Here is a 16714-nt window from a genome sequence, read left to right as displayed (position 1 = left end):
CGACAAAACGCCGGTCCGGTCGCCCCAGGAAAGGGGCGACCGAAGCCGGCGCCGTGCGGGTCGCTACTTCTTGGCGGACCCGGCGTTCTTGCCGAAGCGGGCCTCGAACCGCGCCACACGGCCACCGGTGTCGAGGATCTTCTGCTTGCCCGTGTAGAACGGGTGGCACTCGGAGCAGATGTCGGCGCGGATGTTGCCGCCGCCCACGGTGCTACGGGTGGTGAACGAGGCGCCACAGGTGCAGCTGACCTGGGTCTCGACGTACTCCGGGTGGATGTCGCGCTTCAAGGGAATCTCCTAGGTTCGGGAGGGCACCGGGTCGACGGGCGGGTTGCCTGTCGTGAACCGGGGCCGACGATCCAGTCTGCCAGTACTGGCCGCATCCCCCAAAACCGGGGGCCGCACCGGGATATTCCCGGCGCCCCCCTTCCGGGTGCCGGGAGGCTACTTGACGACGTCGCCCGCGCTGGTGGCGTCGCCCGCGGAGCCCTTGGTGGCGGAGGCGGGGACCGGCTGGTCGTGCCGGAGCGCGGTCCAGATCAGCTCGGACTTCTTCTCCATGGGCAGCACCCGGGCCGGGTTCTGCGGGTCGTACTGCACCGGCAGCGTGGTCATCTTCATGTTGCCCGAGCCGATGCCCTTGAGGGATTCGGCGAAGCCCTTCAGCTTGCTCACCGAGGCCAGCTCGGAGTCGGTGGTGAGCGCCTTGGTGGAGGTGTCCGCGAGGTCGTAGAGCTTCTTGGGGTTGCCGAAGACGTCGACCTGCTTGATCTGGTCCAGCAGCGCCTTGACGAACGCCTGCTGGAGCTTGATCCGGCCGAGGTCGCTGCCGTCGCCGACGCCGTGCCGGGTGCGCACCAGGCCCAGGGACTGCTCACCGTCCAGGGTGTGCCGGCCCGGCTCCAGGTCGAGGTGGCTCTTGGGGTCGTGGATCGCGGCGGTGGTGGTGATGTCGACGCCGCCGAGGTCGTTGATCAGCTGCTTGAAGCCGGAGAAGTCGACCTCGAGGAAGTGGTCCATGCGGACGCCGGTCATGGATTCCACCGTCTTCACGGTGCAGGCCGGACCGCCGACCTCGTAGGCGCTGTTGAACATGGCCTGCTGCGCCGCGGGCGCCTGCTGCCCGTTCTTCGTGGTGCAGGAGGGCCGCTGGACGAGGGTGTCGCGTGGGATGCTGACGACACTGGCCTTCTTGTGGCCCTTGTAGACGTGGACGATCATCGCCGTGTCGGAACGGGAGGTGCCCTCGTCCTTGCCGTACTTCGCGTTCTCGCCGGCCCGGGAGTCGGAGCCGAGGACGAGAATGTCCATCGAGCCGTTGTCGACGTTCTTGGGGCGGTCGGCGCCGAGGGCGGCGTTGACGTCGACGCCGGTGAGGTTGCCGTTCAGCTTGTAGTAGAGGTAGCCGAGTCCGGCACCGCCCAGTACCAGCACGGCGGCCAGCGTCCACACCGTGTAGAGCACCACCCTGCGGCGCGTGCTGGGCCGTTTGCGACGGCGGCCTGATATGCGGGCGCGGTTCACCGGTGCGTTGCTGCGGTCGTCGGCCATGTGCTCCTCAGTCCTCTTTAGCTGCCCGAGTACCCCCTGCCGTCACGGTCAGGCGTGGCGTCGCTGCGTGAAGTCCGCCTGGGTTCCGGCTTTCGTGTTTCCGACCTGACAGATGGCAGGCCGTGCGCCAGGGTTGCATACCGGCCATGGCCTTTCCCCGCGCGGGCGGCCCAGCGCTCCGTTCGCCCCTCTTCGTCCGCCTTACCGCTCTGACCTGCACTTTCGCGGGTGATAACACCACAGCGGCCGGTCCGTGACGGGACCGGCCGCTGTGGTGCGGATCTCACCCGTACCCTGGCGATTCAGGACGAAGGGCCTTCCCGCCGTGCGGCGGGAAGGCCCTTGGTGTGACGCGATGTGTCCGGTCAGTCGCCGTTGCCCGGAGTGGGCGTGGTCTTGGCGATCTGCATCAGGAACTCGGCGTTCGACTTCGTCTGCTTCATCTTGTCCAGCAGCAGCTCGATGGCCTGCTGGGAGTCGAGCGCGTGCAGCACCCGGCGGAGCTTCCAGACGATGTTCAGCTCCTCCGGCGCCAGCAGGATCTCCTCCTTGCGGGTGCTGGACGGGTCGACGTCCACCGCCGGGAAGATGCGCTTGTCGGCGAGCTTCCGGTCGAGCTTGAGCTCCATGTTGCCGGTGCCCTTGAACTCCTCGAAGATCACCTCGTCCATGCGCGAGCCGGTCTCGACCAGCGCGGTGGCCAGGATGGTCAGCGAGCCGCCGTCCTCGATGTTCCGCGCGGCACCGAAGAACTTCTTCGGCGGGTAGAGCGCGGTCGAGTCGACACCACCGGACAGGATGCGGCCGGAGGCGGGCGCCGCCAGGTTGTAGGCGCGGCCCAGGCGGGTGATCGAGTCCAGCAGGACGACCACGTCATGGCCCAGCTCGACCAGGCGCTTGGCCCGCTCGATCGCCAGCTCCGCGACGGTGGTGTGGTCCTCGGCCGGGCGGTCGAAGGTCGAGGAGATGACCTCGCCCTTGACCGACCGCTGCATGTCGGTGACCTCTTCCGGCCGCTCGTCGACGAGGACGACCATCAGGTGGCACTCGGGGCTGTTGCGGGTGATCGCGTTGGCGATCGCCTGCATGATCATGGTCTTACCGGTCTTCGGCGGGGCCACGATCAGACCGCGCTGGCCCTTGCCGATCGGCGCGACCAGGTCGATGATCCGGGTCGTCAGCCCGCCGGCCTCGGTCTCCAGACGCAGCCGGTCCTGCGGGTAAAGCGGCGTCAGCTTGCCGAACTCCGGCCGCCCGCGGCCGGTTTCGGGCGCCATGCCGTTGACCGAGTCCAGCCGGACCAGCGCGTTGAACTTCTCGCGGCGCTCGCCCTCACGCGGCTGGCGGACCGCGCCGGTGACGTGGTCGCCCTTGCGCAGACCGTTCTTGCGGACCTGCGCGAGCGAGACGTACACGTCGTTCGGACCCGGGAGGTAGCCGGAGGTCCGGATGAAGGCGTAGTTGTCGAGGATGTCGAGGATGCCCGCGACCGGGATCAGCACATCGTCCTCGGACAGCTGCGGCTCATTGCCGAAGTCGTCGCGGCCCCGGCGGCCACGGCGGTCGCGGTAGCGGCCACGGCGGCCGCGGCGGCCGCCCTCGAACTCGTCGTCGCCCTCGTCGGCGCGCTGCTGGCCCTGGCCGCGCCCGTCGCGCTGCTGACGGCCACCGCCCTGCTGGCCGTCGTCGCCCTTGCCGCGGCGGTCCCCGCGGTCGCGCTGGCGCTCCCGGCGGTCGCCCTTCTGGCCGCGCTCCTGGCGGTCCTGGCGGTCACCGCCCCGGGAGCCCTTGCCCTCGGCGGTGTCGGCGGCGGCCTCGGCCTTCGCGTCGCCCTTGGGCTCGGCCCGGGTCTCGGTCTTGGCGGCGGCGTCGTTACGCGCTTCCGTCTTGGTCTCGACGGCGGTGGCCGTGCCCCCGGACTCGGCCGGGGTGGCGGCGGGCGCGGTGGCCCGGCGGCGGCGGCGCTCACCGGCCGGCTGCTCATCGGCGGCGGGCTCACCGGGCTGGCCCGGGATCTCGATCTGCGCTTGCGCGACGGCCTTCTCGGCCCCGTCGGCCTTGTCGGCCTTCTCCGCCTTCCCGGCGGCCTTCGAGGACTTGGCGCTGCCGCCCTTCTCCTCGGCGGCATCGCCCGTACGGGCCCGGGAGGTGGCACGGCGCTTCGGCTTGGTCACCCCCTCCGCGTCGGACGGGGCGGTCTCGGAGCCCTGGGCGGAGCCGGAGCCCGCGGCCTGCTTCTCCTTGATGACCTCGATCAGCTGGCCTTTGCGCATCCGTGCGGTGCCCCTGATGCCAAGGCTCGAGGCGAGCTGCTGGAGCTCGGCCAGGACCATGGCGTCAAGGCCGGTGCCCGAGCGGCGTCGCCGCGGGGCAGCGCCAGTGGCAGCACCGGTGGCGGGCGCGGAAGCGTCCGTAGCGGGCGCAGCGTTGTTCCCGACACCGCTGTCGGAGGTGCCGGAGGCGTTCACGCCCATCAGATCGGTGGTGTCGCTCACGAAGGGTCCTTCCCTGGAGCGGGCGTCGGCCTGTCTGGCTCGGCGACCGGTTGTGCTGTCCGGCTGTGGTCCTTCCGTTACGGACCGGGCCGGGGCGGTGGTCCGCCGGTGTACGGCGGAGAGATCAATTCATGGTTCCGACGCGACGGGGAGTTCACTGAGATCCGCCACGCCGATTCCGGAGCGTGCTCGATACTGCTCAGGCAGGCTGCTCAGGCAGTGGGGGAGGCTCCCGGAAGAAGGGTGGTCCCGGATGGGGACACTGAGCACTCAGCCTCTGCGGACATCCAAGAGACATCAAGTGCGGACTTGAGATTAACACTACCGGATCCAACAAACATTCCCCCTCTCCAAGACCGGCTATCGAGTTTTCCCGGGTCCGGGGCGCCCCGGACCGCGGTGTCAGGTGAGCGGCAGGACGCTCGCCCCCCCGGCGTCGAGAGCCAGCCGGTTGGCCGCCCACCCCTCGCCCGCCAGTCGTGCGACCTTGTCGGCCGCACCGTCCTCGACCAGCGCGAGCACCGTGGGGCCCGCGCCGGAGATGACCGCGGGGACGCCGTCCGCCCGCAGTCGGTTCACCAGGCTCACGCTCTCGGGCATCGCCGGAGCACGGTATTCCTGGTGCAGCCGGTCCTCCGTCGCCGCGAGCAGCAGCTCGGGACGCCTGGTCAGGGCCTCGACGAGCAGCGCGGCCCGGCCCGCGTTGACCGCGGCGTCCACATGCGGGACGGTCCGCGGCAGCAGTCCGCGGGCGGTCTCGGTGAGCACCGGCCGGCCGGGTACGAAGACCACCGGAACGATGGAATCCGCGGGGTCCATCCTGATCGCCCGAGCGGACCCCGCGTCCGTCCAGGCGAGGGTGAAGCCGCCGAGCAGACAGGCGGCGACATTGTCGGGGTGGCCCTCGATCTCGGTGGCCAGCTCCAGCATCGCCGCTTCGCCGAGCCGCTCGGCGCCGCCTATGGTCACCGCGCGCGCGGCGACGATCCCGGCGCAGATGGCGGCGGAGGAGGAGCCCAGGCCCCGGCCGTGCGGAATGCGGTTGGCGCAGACCACCTCGAGGCCACGCGGCTGCCCGCCCAGCAGGTCGAAGGTGGTGCGCAGGGAGCGTACGAGCAGATGGTTCTCGTCGCGCGGAAGCGTCTCCGCGCCCTCGCCGGCGATATCGATGTGCAGACCGGAGTCGGCGACCCGGACCACCACGTCGTCGTAGAGACCCAGGGCCAGACCGAGGGCGTCGAAGCCGGGACCGAGGTTGGCACTCGAAGCGGGGACGCGCACTCGGACGGCGGCGGCGCGGAACGCTGGACCGGCCATCGCTCGATGACTCTCCTTGTGTCTACGTGGGGTTGCTCGAAGAGGTACGGAACACCGCGGGGGCCGCGACAAGTACGCGACGCCGCGCAGAGGCGAGTGCTCTGCGTCGGGGCGGATTCAGTACAGCCTATCGAAGGAAGGTTCTGTGGCGACATAGGGCGCACGGGAGGCGCACGATGCGTGTCGCGCTCCCTGCCGTCATCCGCGACCACTCTACTGGAGCGTCCCGCGCGCCCTCGCGCTTCTCCGCCACCACTTGAGTGGATCTTTAGAGGAATCTTCCGGAAAGTTGCCGGAAACAGGCGAGGAGGAGCACGGGGGGCTCACCGAGCCGGGGCCGACGACGGGAGGCAGGGGGGCTCGGCCGGGGCCGACGACGGGACGCGGAGGGCTCGGCGAGCCGGGGTCGGGGACCGCGGAGAGGGCTCGGCGAGCCGGGTCCCGCGGTCCGCTGAAACCCCCGTCGCACCAGGTCCCGGCCCCGGCGCAGGGCCGGAGCCGGGACCGGAGATCGGGTCGGACCAAGCCCGAGGTCGGACCAAGGCCGGGCCGGGGCCAGACCGGTGGGGGCCAGACCGGTGGGGGTCGGACCTGGGCCGGGGTCAGACCAGCCCGAGCCGTACGGCCGCGGCGTCCGCGTCGACCGGGACGACGACCGGCTGTGGCGCACCCGCCACCGCCCAGTCCGGGTCCTTGAGCCCGTTCCCGGTCACCGTGCAGACGATGCGCTGGCCCGGGTCGACCAGCCCCTGCTCGGCCGCCTTCAGCAGGCCCGCCACGCTCGCCGCGGAGGCCGGCTCCACGAAAACGCCCTCCTGCGCGGCGAGCAGCCGGTAGGCGGCGAGGATCTGACGGTCGGTCACCTCGTCGATGAGGCCGCCGGACTCGTCACGGGCCTGCTCGGCGAAGGTCCAGGAGGCCGGGTTGCCGATGCGGATGGCGGTCGCGATGGTGCTCGGCTCCTTGACCGGCTCACCGCGCACGATCGGCGCCGCGCCGGACGCCTGGAACCCCCACATCCGGGGCGTGTGGGAGGCGCGCGGCGCCTCGTCCCCGAAGGGCGCCGCGTACTCCTTGTAGCCCTTCCAGTAGGCGGTGATGTTGCCCGCGTTGCCGACCGGCAGCACATGGATGTCGGGCGCGTCCCCGAGCATGTCCACGATCTCGAAGGAGGCGGTCTTCTGCCCCTCGATACGGGCCGGGTTGACCGAATTGACCAGCGCCACCGGGTACTTCTCGGACAGCCCGCGGGCCAGCGTCAGACAGTCGTCGAAGTTGCCGTCGACCTGGAGGATCTTCGAGCCGTGGACCAGGGCCTGGCCCATCTTGCCCAGCGCGATCTTGCCCTGTGGGACCAGCACCGCGCAGACCATCCCGGCCCGTACGGCGTACGCCGCCGCCGAGGCCGAGGTGTTGCCGGTGGAGGCGCAGATGACGGCCTTGGCGCCGGCCTCCTTGGCCGCGCTGATGGCCATCGTCATCCCCCGGTCCTTGAACGACCCGGTGGGGTTGGCGCCCTCGACCTTGAGGTGGACCTCGCAGCCGGTGCGCTCGGAGAGCACCTGCGCGGGCACCAGCGGCGTACCGCCCTCGCGCAGGGTGACGACGGGGGTCGTCCCGCTGACCGGGAGGCGGTCGCGGTACTCCTCGATGATGCCCCGCCAGCCGTGCCACTGACGGGTGCCGGACATTCGAGGCCCGGCGTCGGCGATTGCGTTCATGATCTTCCTTACTCTCCGCTCACCCTCTGTTCGGCCTCCGCGGGGCCATTGCGGCCGCTACTCGCCCTCGACCCGCATGATGCTCGCGACATCGCGGACGGTGTCGAGCCGGCGGAGCGCCTCCACGGTCGTCGACAGCGCGGCGTCGCTCGCCTGGTGGGTCACCACGACGAGGGACGCCTCGCCGTCCTTCCCCTGTTGGCGGACCGTATCGATGGACACGCCGTGCTCGGCGAAGACTGTGGCGACCTGCGCCAGAACTCCCGGTTTGTCGGCGACATCCAGGCTGATGTGGTATCGCGTGATCACATCGCCCATGGGGCTCACCGGGAGCCGGCTGTAGGCGGACTCCCCGGGTCCGGTGGCCCCCGCCAGCTTGTTGCGGCAGGCGGCGACGAGGTCGCCGAGAACGGCCGAGGCGGTCGGCGAACCGCCCGCGCCCGGTCCGTAGAACATCAGCTGACCCGCGGCCTCGGCCTCCACGAAGACCGCGTTGTACGCCTCCCGGACGGAGGCCAGGGGGTGGCTCAGCGGAATCATCGCCGGGTGCACCCGCGCGGTGACCGACCGGCCATCGGCGGCCCGCTCGCAGATCGCGAGCAGCTTGACGGTGCAGCCCATGCGCTTGGCGGAGGCGATGTCGGCGGCGGTCACCTCGGTGATGCCCTCGCGGTGCACATCGTCGAGGGTGACCCGGGTGTGGAAGGCGATCCCGGCGAGGATCGCGGCCTTCGCGGCGGCGTCGAAGCCCTCCACGTCGGCGGTCGGGTCGGCCTCGGCGTAGCCCAGGGCCGTGGCCTCGTCCAGCGCCTCGCTGTAGCCGGCGCCGCTTCCGTCCATCCGGTCGAGGATGAAGTTGGTGGTGCCGTTGACGATGCCGAGGACGCGGTTGACCTTGTCGCCCGCGAGCGACTCGCGCAGCGGCCGTACCAGCGGGATCGCCCCCGCGACGGCGGCCTCGTAGTAGAGGTCCGCCCGGCGCCGCTCGGCGGCCGCGTGCAGCGCCGCGCCGTCCTGGGCGACCAGCGCCTTGTTCGCGGACACCACGCTCGCCCCGTGGTCGAAGGCGGTGGTGATCAGGGTGCGGGCGGGCTCGATGCCGCCGATGACCTCGACCACCACATCGATGTCCTCGCGCTTGACCAGCGCCATGGCGTCGGTGGTCACCAGCTTCGCGGGCACCCCTTCGCGGACCCGGCCGGGACGCCGCACGGCGATCCCGGCCAGCTCGACCGGGGCCCCGATGCGCGCCGCGAGGTCGTCCGCGTGCGTCGTCATGATGCGCGCCACCTCTGAGCCGACCACTCCACAGCCCAGCAGCGCCACTTTCAGCGGACGCGTACGCATCATCCGACCTCGTTTCTCATCCATCGCGTTAGTGCATCGGCGCGTTAGTGCACCAGTCTCATGCACTGGACGGGATTTCCTATCCCGGGTCCAGTATCCGAGATCCATTTCTCGCTAGCCGACATCGAGCCGCAGGAGATCTTCCTCCGTCTCGCGCCGGACGATCTCACGCGCCTGTCCGTCACCCACGGCGACGACGGGCGGACGGAGCGCGTGGTTGTAGTTGCTCGCCATCGAGCGGCAGTACGCGCCGGTGGCGGGCACGGCGATCAGATCGCCGGGCGCCAGATCGGCGGGCAGGAAGGCGTCCCGTACCACGATGTCGCCGGACTCGCAGTGCTTGCCGACGACGCGGGAGAGCATCGGCTCGGCGGTGGAATCACGGGAGACCAGCGCCACGGTGTAGTCCGCGTCGTAGAGCGCGGTGCGGATGTTGTCCGACATCCCGCCGTCGACGCTGACGTACGTCCGCAGCCCCGGCAGCTCCTTGACCGTGCCCACCTCGTACAGGGTGAAGGTGGTCGGCCCGACGATGGCCCGCCCCGGCTCGACCGACAGCCGCGGCACCGCGAGCCCGGCCGTCTCGCACTCCCGGTGGACGATGTCGCGCAGCGCCTTGGCGATCTCCTGCGGCTCGCGGGGGTCGTCCTCCGGGGTGTACGCGATGCCGAGGCCGCCACCGAGGTCGATCTCGGGCAGCTCGACGCCGTGCTCGTCCCGGATCTCCTTGAGCAGCCCCACGACGCGGTGGGCCGCGACCTCGAACCCGGACGTGTCGAAGATCTGCGACCCGATGTGCGAGTGAATCCCGATGAGCTCCAGCCCGTCCAGCTTCAGCGCCCGCCGCACGGCCTCCGCGGCCAGCCCGCCGGCGAGCGGAATGCCGAACTTCTGGTCCTCGTGGGCGGTCGCGATGAACTCGTGCGTATGCGCCTCGACACCGACGGTGACCCGGATCTGCACCGGCTGCCGCCTGCCGAGCCGCTGGGCGATGTGCGCGACCCGCGCGATCTCCTGGAACGAGTCGAGCACGATCCGCCCGACGCCCGCCGCCACGGCCCGCTCGATCTCGTGGACGGTCTTGTTGTTCCCGTGCATCGCGATCCGCTCGGCGGGCATCCCGGCGGCGAGCGCGGTGGCCAGCTCCCCACCGGAACACACGTCGAGGTTGAGCCCCTCCTCGTTCAGCCAGCGCACGACGGCGCGGGAGAGGAACGCCTTCCCGGCGTAGAAGACGTCGGCGTCCTCCCCGAACGCCTCCCGCCAGGCCCGGCAGCGGGCCCGGAAGTCGGCCTCGTCGAGGAAGTAGCCGGGGGTCCCGAACTCCTCGGCGAGCGTCTTGACGTCGACCCCGCCGACGGTCGCGACACCGTCGGCGTTCCGGCTGACCGTACGGGACCACACGCGCGGGTCGAGCTGATTGAGATCGGCGGGCGGCGCGGCGTAGTGCCCCTCGGGCAGGACATCGGCGTGACGGGGCCCGGCGGGGTGGGCGGAACGGCTCATGCTGTCTTCGCTGTCTCTCTGAGTCGTGCAGACAAGGTCTTACAGGTGGGCGGGTGCGCTGATGCCGAGCAGATGCAGGCCGCCGGCGAGCACCACCCCGACGGCCTCGGCAAGGGCCAGCCGGGAACGGTGGGCGGCCGAGGGTTTGACCTCGCCGGACGGGAGGGGCGGACAGACGTCATGGAACCGGAAGAACGTGTCGGCGGTGGCGACAAGATGCCGCGCGAGCTGGTCAGGCGCACGATGCCGGGCGGCAGCGGCGACGGTGCGGGGATGGTCGGCGAGGAGGGCGAGAAGGGCGGTCTCGGCGGGGTGGTCGTAGGCGCCGGGGGCGGGCGTGATGCCGAGCTGGTGCGCGCTCCTCACCAGGCCACGAACACGGGCATGGGCGTACCGCACCCGGAAGAGGGGGTTGTCCTCGCGCTGGGAGAGGAGACGGGCGGGGTCGAGATCGGGCAGATCGTGGGCCGCGGGCCAGAGCAGCGCCCAGCGGGCGGCGTCGGACCCGAGGGAGGTGAGCAGATCACGCCCGGAGACCGGAACGGCCCGGGGGACGGGCCCGTCCCCCCGGACGACGACTCCCCCGGCGGCCGCGACGAGCCCCCGCACCACATGCCCGACCAGCGCGGCCCGCACCTCAGCACTGGACCCGACGGGAACGGAGACCCCCGCGAGCGCGTCACCGTGCCCGTAGCGGAGCCCCTGGGAGAGGACGTCCCGCACGAGCTGAGCATGGGAGGTGGCGTCGAGCGTGATGTTGAGAAACCCGGGGTCGGCGATGTCGACACGAGCGATCCCGGGCGTACGGACGAGCCGCCGCCGCAATACCTCGGCGATACCCAGCGCATCACCGCCCCCCTTGGCCAGCAGCAGGGCGACATTGGTGGCGTAATCCCCACACCCGGGCCGAGGCGGAGTGCGCACCTTCACCCGCTCCGGCACGGCAACGCACAGCTCGTCGTCCTCGACGGCACGACGCACGGTGTGCAGCACAGTGCGGGAGAGCTGGGCGGGAGTCACGGGACAAGCGTATGGGAGGAGGGGGGTGGACAAGCGAACCGGTTTCGCCCATCGGACGAGCACACGCGGCACGGGGCCGGACCCGGCGAGCGCACGCGACGCGGGGCCGGACCGGGCGAGCACACGCGACGCGGGGCCGAGCCGGACGAGCACACGCGGCGCGGGAACCGGGCGAGCACATGCAGCACGGGGCCGAGCCGGACGAGCACATGCGGCGCGGGGCCGGGCGAGCACACGCAGCACGGGGCCGGGCCGGGGCCCACCCCCACTACCCGGTGGGCCCCACGACCGGCTCGGCATCGTCGGGCGCCGCCGCACCGGCCGCACCCTGCCTCATCAGCCTTCGCACGAGCTCGACGAGATCGACGGGCTCGAAGGGTTTCGCGAGGAAGGCATCGACGCCCAACGCCTTCCCGCTGTCCATCTCGTACTTCGTACACGCACTGATGATCGCGACGGGCACATGACACGTTCGAGCATCAGCACGCAACCGCGATGCCGTATGCAGCCCATCGAGTCTGGGCATCACGACATCGAGAGTGATCACATCGGGCCGCACCTGGTGAACGATCTCCAGGCACTCGGCACCATCGGCCGCGGTCACGACCTCGAAGCCCTCCAGCTCGAGGTTGACCCTGATCAGCTGCCGGATGACCTTGTTGTCGTCGACGACAAGGACCCGGCCGGACAAGCCAGGCACATCCTGAAGAGTAGGCGCGCAGCAGCGGCTGCGTCCGGGTTTTCCCCACTTCCACCACGTGCGGGGGACCTTTCCCCAAGACTCCTGCGCCCCGCCCTCCACATGCGGTATACGCCCCTCCGCACCCCCGCCTCCCCTCCCCCGACCGCCGGCTCCCGATAAGCGTTCATGACCACCCCGATCGAGCTGGTAGGGTTCTACCCGTCGCCGCAAACAACAGCGACAAGCCCCCGTAGCTCAGGGGATAGAGCAACGGCCTCCGGAGCCGTGTGCGCAGGTTCGAATCCTGCCGGGGGCACCTCGCACGAGGTGCCGAAAGACCCCGCCACCAGCCAGGTCGCTGGATGCGGGGTCTTCGCGTATGTGCGGCCGGACGCCGCCGAACGCAGCCCCATGCCAGTGATCACGTAATGACCACGTAATGACCTTGCAAGCCCTTCTAGCTGGTCAGCAACGCCTTCCGTCACATGTGCCGTTGTTCCCCACTCAGCACGTAGAGCCACGGCCCTCAGGTGATCGGCCCACCAAACCCCCAGTTGCTAGCACTCCGTCACCGACCAGGGGAACCGGTTCATGATCGATTGATGTCGCCGTCGCGCCACGCAGCCCAACTGACCACAGCGCTCACCGAGAGGTGTCGGACCTCAGCGCTACGCTTCTACCCGATTTGGATCGCGTGGGGGCCGAGGGATAGTAACGAATGAAGCGCATCGAACACACGTCCGACGTTGGGCACCCACCCAACGAAATGAGCGAGACAGTCGACTGGGCAAAAGCGATACTTCTACTCGTAGCAGAGTCATCAAGGCTACCTGACACTCTCCCTCTACACCTGGAATTCCAGGGCCGCCAAGAACTCAACATGTCCGAGGTTTCTTACGCCGCGGACATGGCTGACCTTCACGTGGGACGATGCAATGATCTGCTCAAAATAGTCGCCATACTTCGGAGCCGAGCACATGGGGCAGCGGATGGAGACATTTTGGGATGCCATCCCGGATCAGATATTGCCAAGTTTCTTGCTGCATTAGACCGCATCGACACACAGACAAATATCCTCTTCGACGAAATAATGCAGCAGAAGGCCGCCCTTCAGTACGTGAACGAGACCAGTCGACGCAGGAGAACTTGCTGCCGGGAATCGCCAGGATACTTACTAACTCGACGGCTTCTTCAAATCTTCGAGCCAGGACTTCTCAACCTGGTCAGACTAGACACAAGACTCAACAAGGCCGCCGATCACCTGCGGGCCTTCCTGAACAGCCAGGCATCGGACCTGTTCCGCAAGCCAGGAACAGCATCCATAGAACAGCTAGATTCTGCGGGACACAAGGAATTCGAAAAAATTTGCGCCCGTCTACTGGAACGAGATGGACTCCAGGTCGTGCAGGCCCACGGCAAAAAGGGCGATCTCGCCGCTGACGTCATTGGCACAGACAGGTACGGGCAACGCTTCGTTCTTCAATGCAAACATTTCAGCAGGGTGGCCGACAAGGTCGGATCAGAAACCGTGCAGAAAGTAAACGGAACGGCACGCCCAATCCATAACGCAAGCACCACTATGATAGTGACCAATGGAGGCTTCACCTCAGACGCCCGGAGACTCGCCGATGCATTCAAAATTCACCTAATAGGTCGTGCACAGCTCAAACGATGGGCTGTGGCTGGAGATGATCTCAGCCAAATCATGACCCGCGACCAGCTTAGCTAGCTTGGCCTTGCTCCAGCCTGACCACCAAGCGAGCAGAGGCACGCGGATGAGTCCCGGCCACAACCGGGGCTCATCACTACAACTGCTCCCCCTATTACTCGCCGAGGCTTTTCATGATCCGGTCATTCATCTCGGCCTCTTGGCCATCGATACACTTGGCATAGATTTTGAGCAGCACCTCCACTGAGTGCCCCGCTCGAGCGGCCACTTCCGGAGCAGGAACGCCGGAGTTGAGCCACTGAGAGACACCCGCGTGCCGCAGGTCGTACGGGCGAGTGGCCAGCACCGAGGAGACTTGGCCAGGCAGCAGCGCCAGTTCCCGCGTCGCCTTCCAGACGCGGGAGTACGACGACGCCGCTACGACATTGCCCCGCTCGCTGTTGAACAGCCGTCCGTCCTCCCCCGTCCTGAATTCCTCCAAGTGCTCCCGGAGCAGCCGGACCAGCGGCGGCGGGATAGGCACGAGACGCGCCTCGCCATCGTCTCGCTGCTTCAGGCCCCGCCGGTCATGCACCTCGTCGGAGTCGGTCCACGCCTTCCCCGCTGTCGGACGCGTCTCCTGAAGTTCGATCCGGCCCCATCCCTTCTCGGGGAGCACACAGTCCGACGACCGCAGGCCCAGCGCCTCACCGGGGCGAGCAGCCGCGTAATACAGGACCCCAAAGAACGCCCGCAGCCGCCGACCACTGGCCCGCTCGTAACCGCCGACGTACGTCACCGCGGTCAGCAGCTCGCGCGCCTGCCGAGGGTTGACCACGACGCGGCGATCAACCTCCTGTACCGGCCGGTGCCCATTCTTCCGCTTGCGCTTGATCTTGCTCAGCGGATTGGTAGACAGCATCTCCAGCTCAACGGCGTACTCCAGACAGTTGAACACCACCGCCCGCCTACGCCGGTACGTCTGCGATGCCGCAGGTTTCCCATCGAGCTTTCGGCTGACCGCATCAACCAGGGCCTGAGCGTGCTTGATGTCCTGAAGCTCCCCGACCGGCAGAGACGCCTTTTCGAGCCAGCGCACGGCAGTCGCCACGTCCGCCGGCCGCTCCCGCTCTCTCCGGGGAACCGGCAGCAGGTACGAGCGGAGCGCCTTCCGCAGTACCTCAGGCGAAGGACGCCCCCGCACCGCCTTGACCAGTGCAGGAATGGCCGTAGCCAACGCGTCCGTCATGCTGTCCCTCTGCTTCGCGGAAGCGTCCTGCCATCGGTCGTCCACATACGCGAGCGCCAGTTTCAGGAAGGTCTCAGCTGCCTTCCCGCCCCGGAATGAATCCGGAAGACCGGTCACGGTGTCGAAGGGTTCTCCCTTCTCCGTGGCTCGCAGCAGCTTCGCACGGAACCTGTCGGCCAGTGCTTGCGTCTTGTAGACCTCATGGAAGGGATTGCCGTCCACAGCCCAACGCACCAGGTACGTCGGTTTCTTCGCTGAGCGGTTGATGCTGATCTTCCACACGGCCACCTTGTAAGACTTCACGCGGCTCCCTCCGCGTGATCTTCGAGCCAGGCATTGAGCACATCGCGCCGTACACGAAGCTCGCCATTGGGCAGCCGGATGCAGCGCGGCGCGATCCGCAGTTCCCGCCAGCGGTAGAAGGTCCGCCGGGAGATCCCGCCCAGCTCCTCCAGCACTTGCCGCACGGTGAGCAGTTCGGCTCTCTCACGCGCCATGACCGCCACCGCCCTCCCGGACCGACGCGGCAACGAGAGCCGCCTCCGGGCTGTAGCCGCGCCCCGCGTAGCGCCACTGACCCACGGTGATCACGGGCCGGTCGGCCAGGCCGAGGGCGGCGTGCTGCTGCTCTGCTCGGTGCTCGGCGCGCGCCTGGCGGAGCGCGGTCAGCGTTGTGGAGTAGCGCCGCGACTTGGTGGAGAAGTGGCCCCGGTAGCCGAGCATGTGCGCCCACTGCCGCAGCCGAAGCGGCTCGAAGGGAACCAGGTCGCCGAGCCACCAACAGGTGCCGATCATGCGGAGCGTGTGGTCCCGCACGGGCAGCGTGGCCAGGTCCCGCGCGTGACGGATTCGCCGGTCCACAGCACCTGCCGACTCGGCGCCCTTTGTCGCGTACTTCGCGATGTAGCCCGCGACCGCCGACGAAGTCAGCCGCTCCCCGGCGTCAGACGACGAGATAGGCCGCACATCGATCTGAGTCCCGAAGCGCAGCACCCGCCGCCCGACGACATCCGCGCCGAGAGCCGGGAGTCGGACCAGGCCGACCGCACCCCGTACAGCTCCCGCGAGGAGGTCAGTGGACGCCCAACCAGGCGGCGGCGCACCCGGCCCCTCCGGACCATCGAGGCGGATCACGGCATGGAAGTGGACCAGACCGCGCCGCTGGTACTCGGCGACCTTGACGTATGACAACCGCGCGATCTCGCCGAACTCCTCGCGCGGTACCCCGAGACGGCGCGCCAGCTCGCGGCGGAGTTCCATCACGAACCGGTGCCATAGCTGCCCGGCATGAGCCTGCCAGAGCACCGCGCCCGCGTAGTCATAGCAGCGCGGACACAGCGGCTCGCCGAGTCGCGGATCGTCCTCCCCATGCCGGACATGTCATCCCACAGGAGCACCGTGCGCGCAGCAGTCCGACGCCTTACGGGGGCGGCAGGCCCGCACCTGGCCATCCTTCTCACGGCGCGTGTGGACGGACCCGAAGCCGGGAGCGGTGAGGGTGGCGAACACCCGAGGGTGCCCGCCGACCTCCGCCGGGATCTCCTTGCCGCCTACCAATCCGGCACGCACCAGGTGGTACGTGTCGGCCCGGTAGACGCGTGAGCAGGTCGGGCAGACGGCCGCCCGACGGTTGCCGCACGCGACCAGCAGCCGCCCACCGTCGTCATCGGGCGTGTACGATCGGAGCACTTCCCCGGTCACCGCGTCGGCCATGGTGACACCGCCGACGAGGTGAACCGGATTGGTGCAGCCGCCCAGGCGGACGATGCCGCGATGCCAGCTCTCGAAGCCGGGATCCGCCGCCCGTGCGAGGAGAGCGGCCACCCCCGGAGGCAGCGCCTTGGAGTCGTTGGGTTGGGTCATCGCGAGCCCCCGAACGCCTGCCGCATCACGGCCGCGATGGCCTCCGGACGCGTCTTGGCCGAGAAGCGGAACGTCGGCTCTGTCAGCCAGACGGCCGCAGCGTGCGCGGCGCAGAGCCGCAGTTCCCTTTCCTCGGGGCCGACGAGGACGACCTCAGCAGCGCCGACGCACGTGGGGTGCTCCTCCTCGCGCAGCTCGCACCGAGGCGGCGGAGATTTGCGCGAACGATTCGCGGTGGACAAAGTGTGAGTACTCCTTTCACTGCTTACGTGGCGGATGGAGTGGGTTCCTGGCGGGGTCGGGTTTGGCGACTTC

The 16714-nt window shown here is 69.1% G+C and carries 13 protein-coding genes, 1 tRNA gene and 1 pseudogene; 2 read left to right on the top strand and 13 right to left on the bottom strand.

All coding sequences use genetic code 11. The features are described from left to right. Positions 1–63: 63 nt before the first annotated feature. From rpmE to PS467_RS27950, 9 genes are all read right to left on the bottom strand, one after another. Positions 64–288 carry a 50S ribosomal protein L31 gene (gene rpmE / locus PS467_RS27990; protein ID WP_311037559.1) on the bottom strand — a complete coding sequence of 75 codons (225 nt, stop codon included), beginning with the start codon at positions 286–288 and terminating at the stop codon, positions 64–66. Between the two features lie 156 nt (positions 289–444). After that, a complete protein-coding gene (locus PS467_RS27985) occupies positions 445–1551 on the bottom strand; it encodes an LCP family protein (RefSeq protein WP_311037558.1) in 1107 nt (368 codons plus the stop codon). A 365-nt stretch (positions 1552–1916) separates the two neighbouring features. Further along, the gene (gene rho, locus PS467_RS27980) at positions 1917–4046 is read right to left on the bottom strand and encodes a transcription termination factor Rho (RefSeq protein WP_311037557.1); all 2130 of its coding nucleotides are present in this window, start codon (positions 4044–4046) and stop codon (positions 1917–1919) included. Between the two features lie 402 nt (positions 4047–4448). Then, positions 4449–5363: a homoserine kinase gene (gene thrB / locus PS467_RS27975; RefSeq protein WP_311037556.1), complete on the bottom strand. Its 915-nt coding sequence runs from the start codon at positions 5361–5363 to the stop codon at positions 4449–4451. 602 nt (positions 5364–5965) lie between these two features. Continuing rightward, positions 5966–7054: a threonine synthase gene (gene thrC / locus PS467_RS27970; RefSeq protein ID WP_311039980.1), complete on the bottom strand. Its 1089-nt coding sequence runs from the start codon at positions 7052–7054 to the stop codon at positions 5966–5968. 87 nt (positions 7055–7141) lie between these two features. Next, a complete protein-coding gene (locus tag PS467_RS27965; RefSeq protein ID WP_268974435.1) occupies positions 7142–8434 on the bottom strand; it encodes a homoserine dehydrogenase in 1293 nt (430 codons plus the stop codon). Positions 8435–8545: 111 nt separating this feature from the next. Further along, positions 8546–9937: a diaminopimelate decarboxylase gene (gene lysA, locus PS467_RS27960; RefSeq protein WP_311037555.1), complete on the bottom strand. Its 1392-nt coding sequence runs from the start codon at positions 9935–9937 to the stop codon at positions 8546–8548. Positions 9938–9976: 39 nt separating this feature from the next. Beyond that, positions 9977–10957: an ArgS-related anticodon-binding protein NrtL gene (gene nrtL / locus PS467_RS27955; protein WP_311037554.1), complete on the bottom strand. Its 981-nt coding sequence runs from the start codon at positions 10955–10957 to the stop codon at positions 9977–9979. A gap of 268 nt (positions 10958–11225) precedes the next feature. Further along, on the bottom strand, positions 11226–11657 hold the full coding sequence (locus PS467_RS27950; RefSeq protein ID WP_268974432.1) for a response regulator: 432 nt from the start codon (positions 11655–11657) through the stop codon (positions 11226–11228). Between the two features lie 226 nt (positions 11658–11883). Between PS467_RS27950 and PS467_RS27945 the strand changes: the two genes are divergently transcribed. Further along, a tRNA-Arg gene (locus PS467_RS27945) sits at positions 11884–11955 on the top strand. A gap of 402 nt (positions 11956–12357) precedes the next feature. Further along, on the top strand, positions 12358–13368 hold the full coding sequence (locus PS467_RS27940) for a restriction endonuclease (RefSeq protein ID WP_311037553.1): 1011 nt from the start codon (positions 12358–12360) through the stop codon (positions 13366–13368). A gap of 94 nt (positions 13369–13462) precedes the next feature. Here the strand turns inward: PS467_RS27940 and PS467_RS27935 are convergent, their stop codons facing one another. From PS467_RS27935 to PS467_RS27920, 4 genes and pseudogenes are all read right to left on the bottom strand, one after another. Continuing rightward, positions 13463–14839, bottom strand: a complete 1377-nt coding sequence (locus PS467_RS27935; RefSeq protein ID WP_311037552.1) for a tyrosine-type recombinase/integrase — start codon at positions 14837–14839, stop codon at positions 13463–13465. Then, positions 14836–15033 (bottom strand): helix-turn-helix transcriptional regulator, encoded by a 198-nt coding sequence (locus PS467_RS27930; RefSeq protein ID WP_191069331.1) that lies wholly within the window; start codon positions 15031–15033, stop codon positions 14836–14838. The genes PS467_RS27935 and PS467_RS27930 overlap by 4 nt, the downstream gene beginning before the upstream one ends. After that, a pseudogene (locus PS467_RS27925) lies at positions 15023–16399 on the bottom strand (replication initiator). The gene PS467_RS27930 and the pseudogene PS467_RS27925 overlap by 11 nt, the downstream one beginning before the upstream one ends. After that, positions 16396–16641, bottom strand: coding sequence for a hypothetical protein (locus tag PS467_RS27920; protein WP_311037551.1), 246 nt, complete (start codon positions 16639–16641; stop codon positions 16396–16398). Before PS467_RS27920 ends, PS467_RS27925 begins: the two are co-directional and overlap by 4 nt. Positions 16642–16714: the final 73 nt, after the last annotated feature.

It is taken from the genome of Streptomyces luomodiensis (genome assembly GCF_031679605.1).
Lineage (GTDB): Bacteria > Actinomycetota > Actinomycetes > Streptomycetales > Streptomycetaceae > Streptomyces > Streptomyces luomodiensis.
This window is presented reverse-complemented; position numbering and strand designations above follow the sequence as displayed.

What these genes read in the sequence shown, in the direction of transcription:
- thrC (WP_311039980.1), bottom strand. Translation starts at nt 7,054, where the DNA reads ATGTCCGGCACCCGTCAGTGGCACGGCTGGCGGGGCATCATCGAGGAG.
- lysA (WP_311037555.1), bottom strand. Translation starts at nt 9,937, where the DNA reads ATGAGCCGTTCCGCCCACCCCGCCGGGCCCCGTCACGCCGATGTCCTG.
- PS467_RS27965 (WP_268974435.1), bottom strand. Translation starts at nt 8,434, where the DNA reads ATGATGCGTACGCGTCCGCTGAAAGTGGCGCTGCTGGGCTGTGGAGTG.
- PS467_RS27930 (WP_191069331.1), bottom strand. Translation starts at nt 15,033, where the DNA reads ATGGCGCGTGAGAGAGCCGAACTGCTCACCGTGCGGCAAGTGCTGGAG.
- PS467_RS27940 (WP_311037553.1), top strand. Translation starts at nt 12,358, where the DNA reads ATGAAGCGCATCGAACACACGTCCGACGTTGGGCACCCACCCAACGAA.
- thrB (WP_311037556.1), bottom strand. Translation starts at nt 5,363, where the DNA reads ATGGCCGGTCCAGCGTTCCGCGCCGCCGCCGTCCGAGTGCGCGTCCCC.
- PS467_RS27985 (WP_311037558.1), bottom strand. Translation starts at nt 1,551, where the DNA reads ATGGCCGACGACCGCAGCAACGCACCGGTGAACCGCGCCCGCATATCA.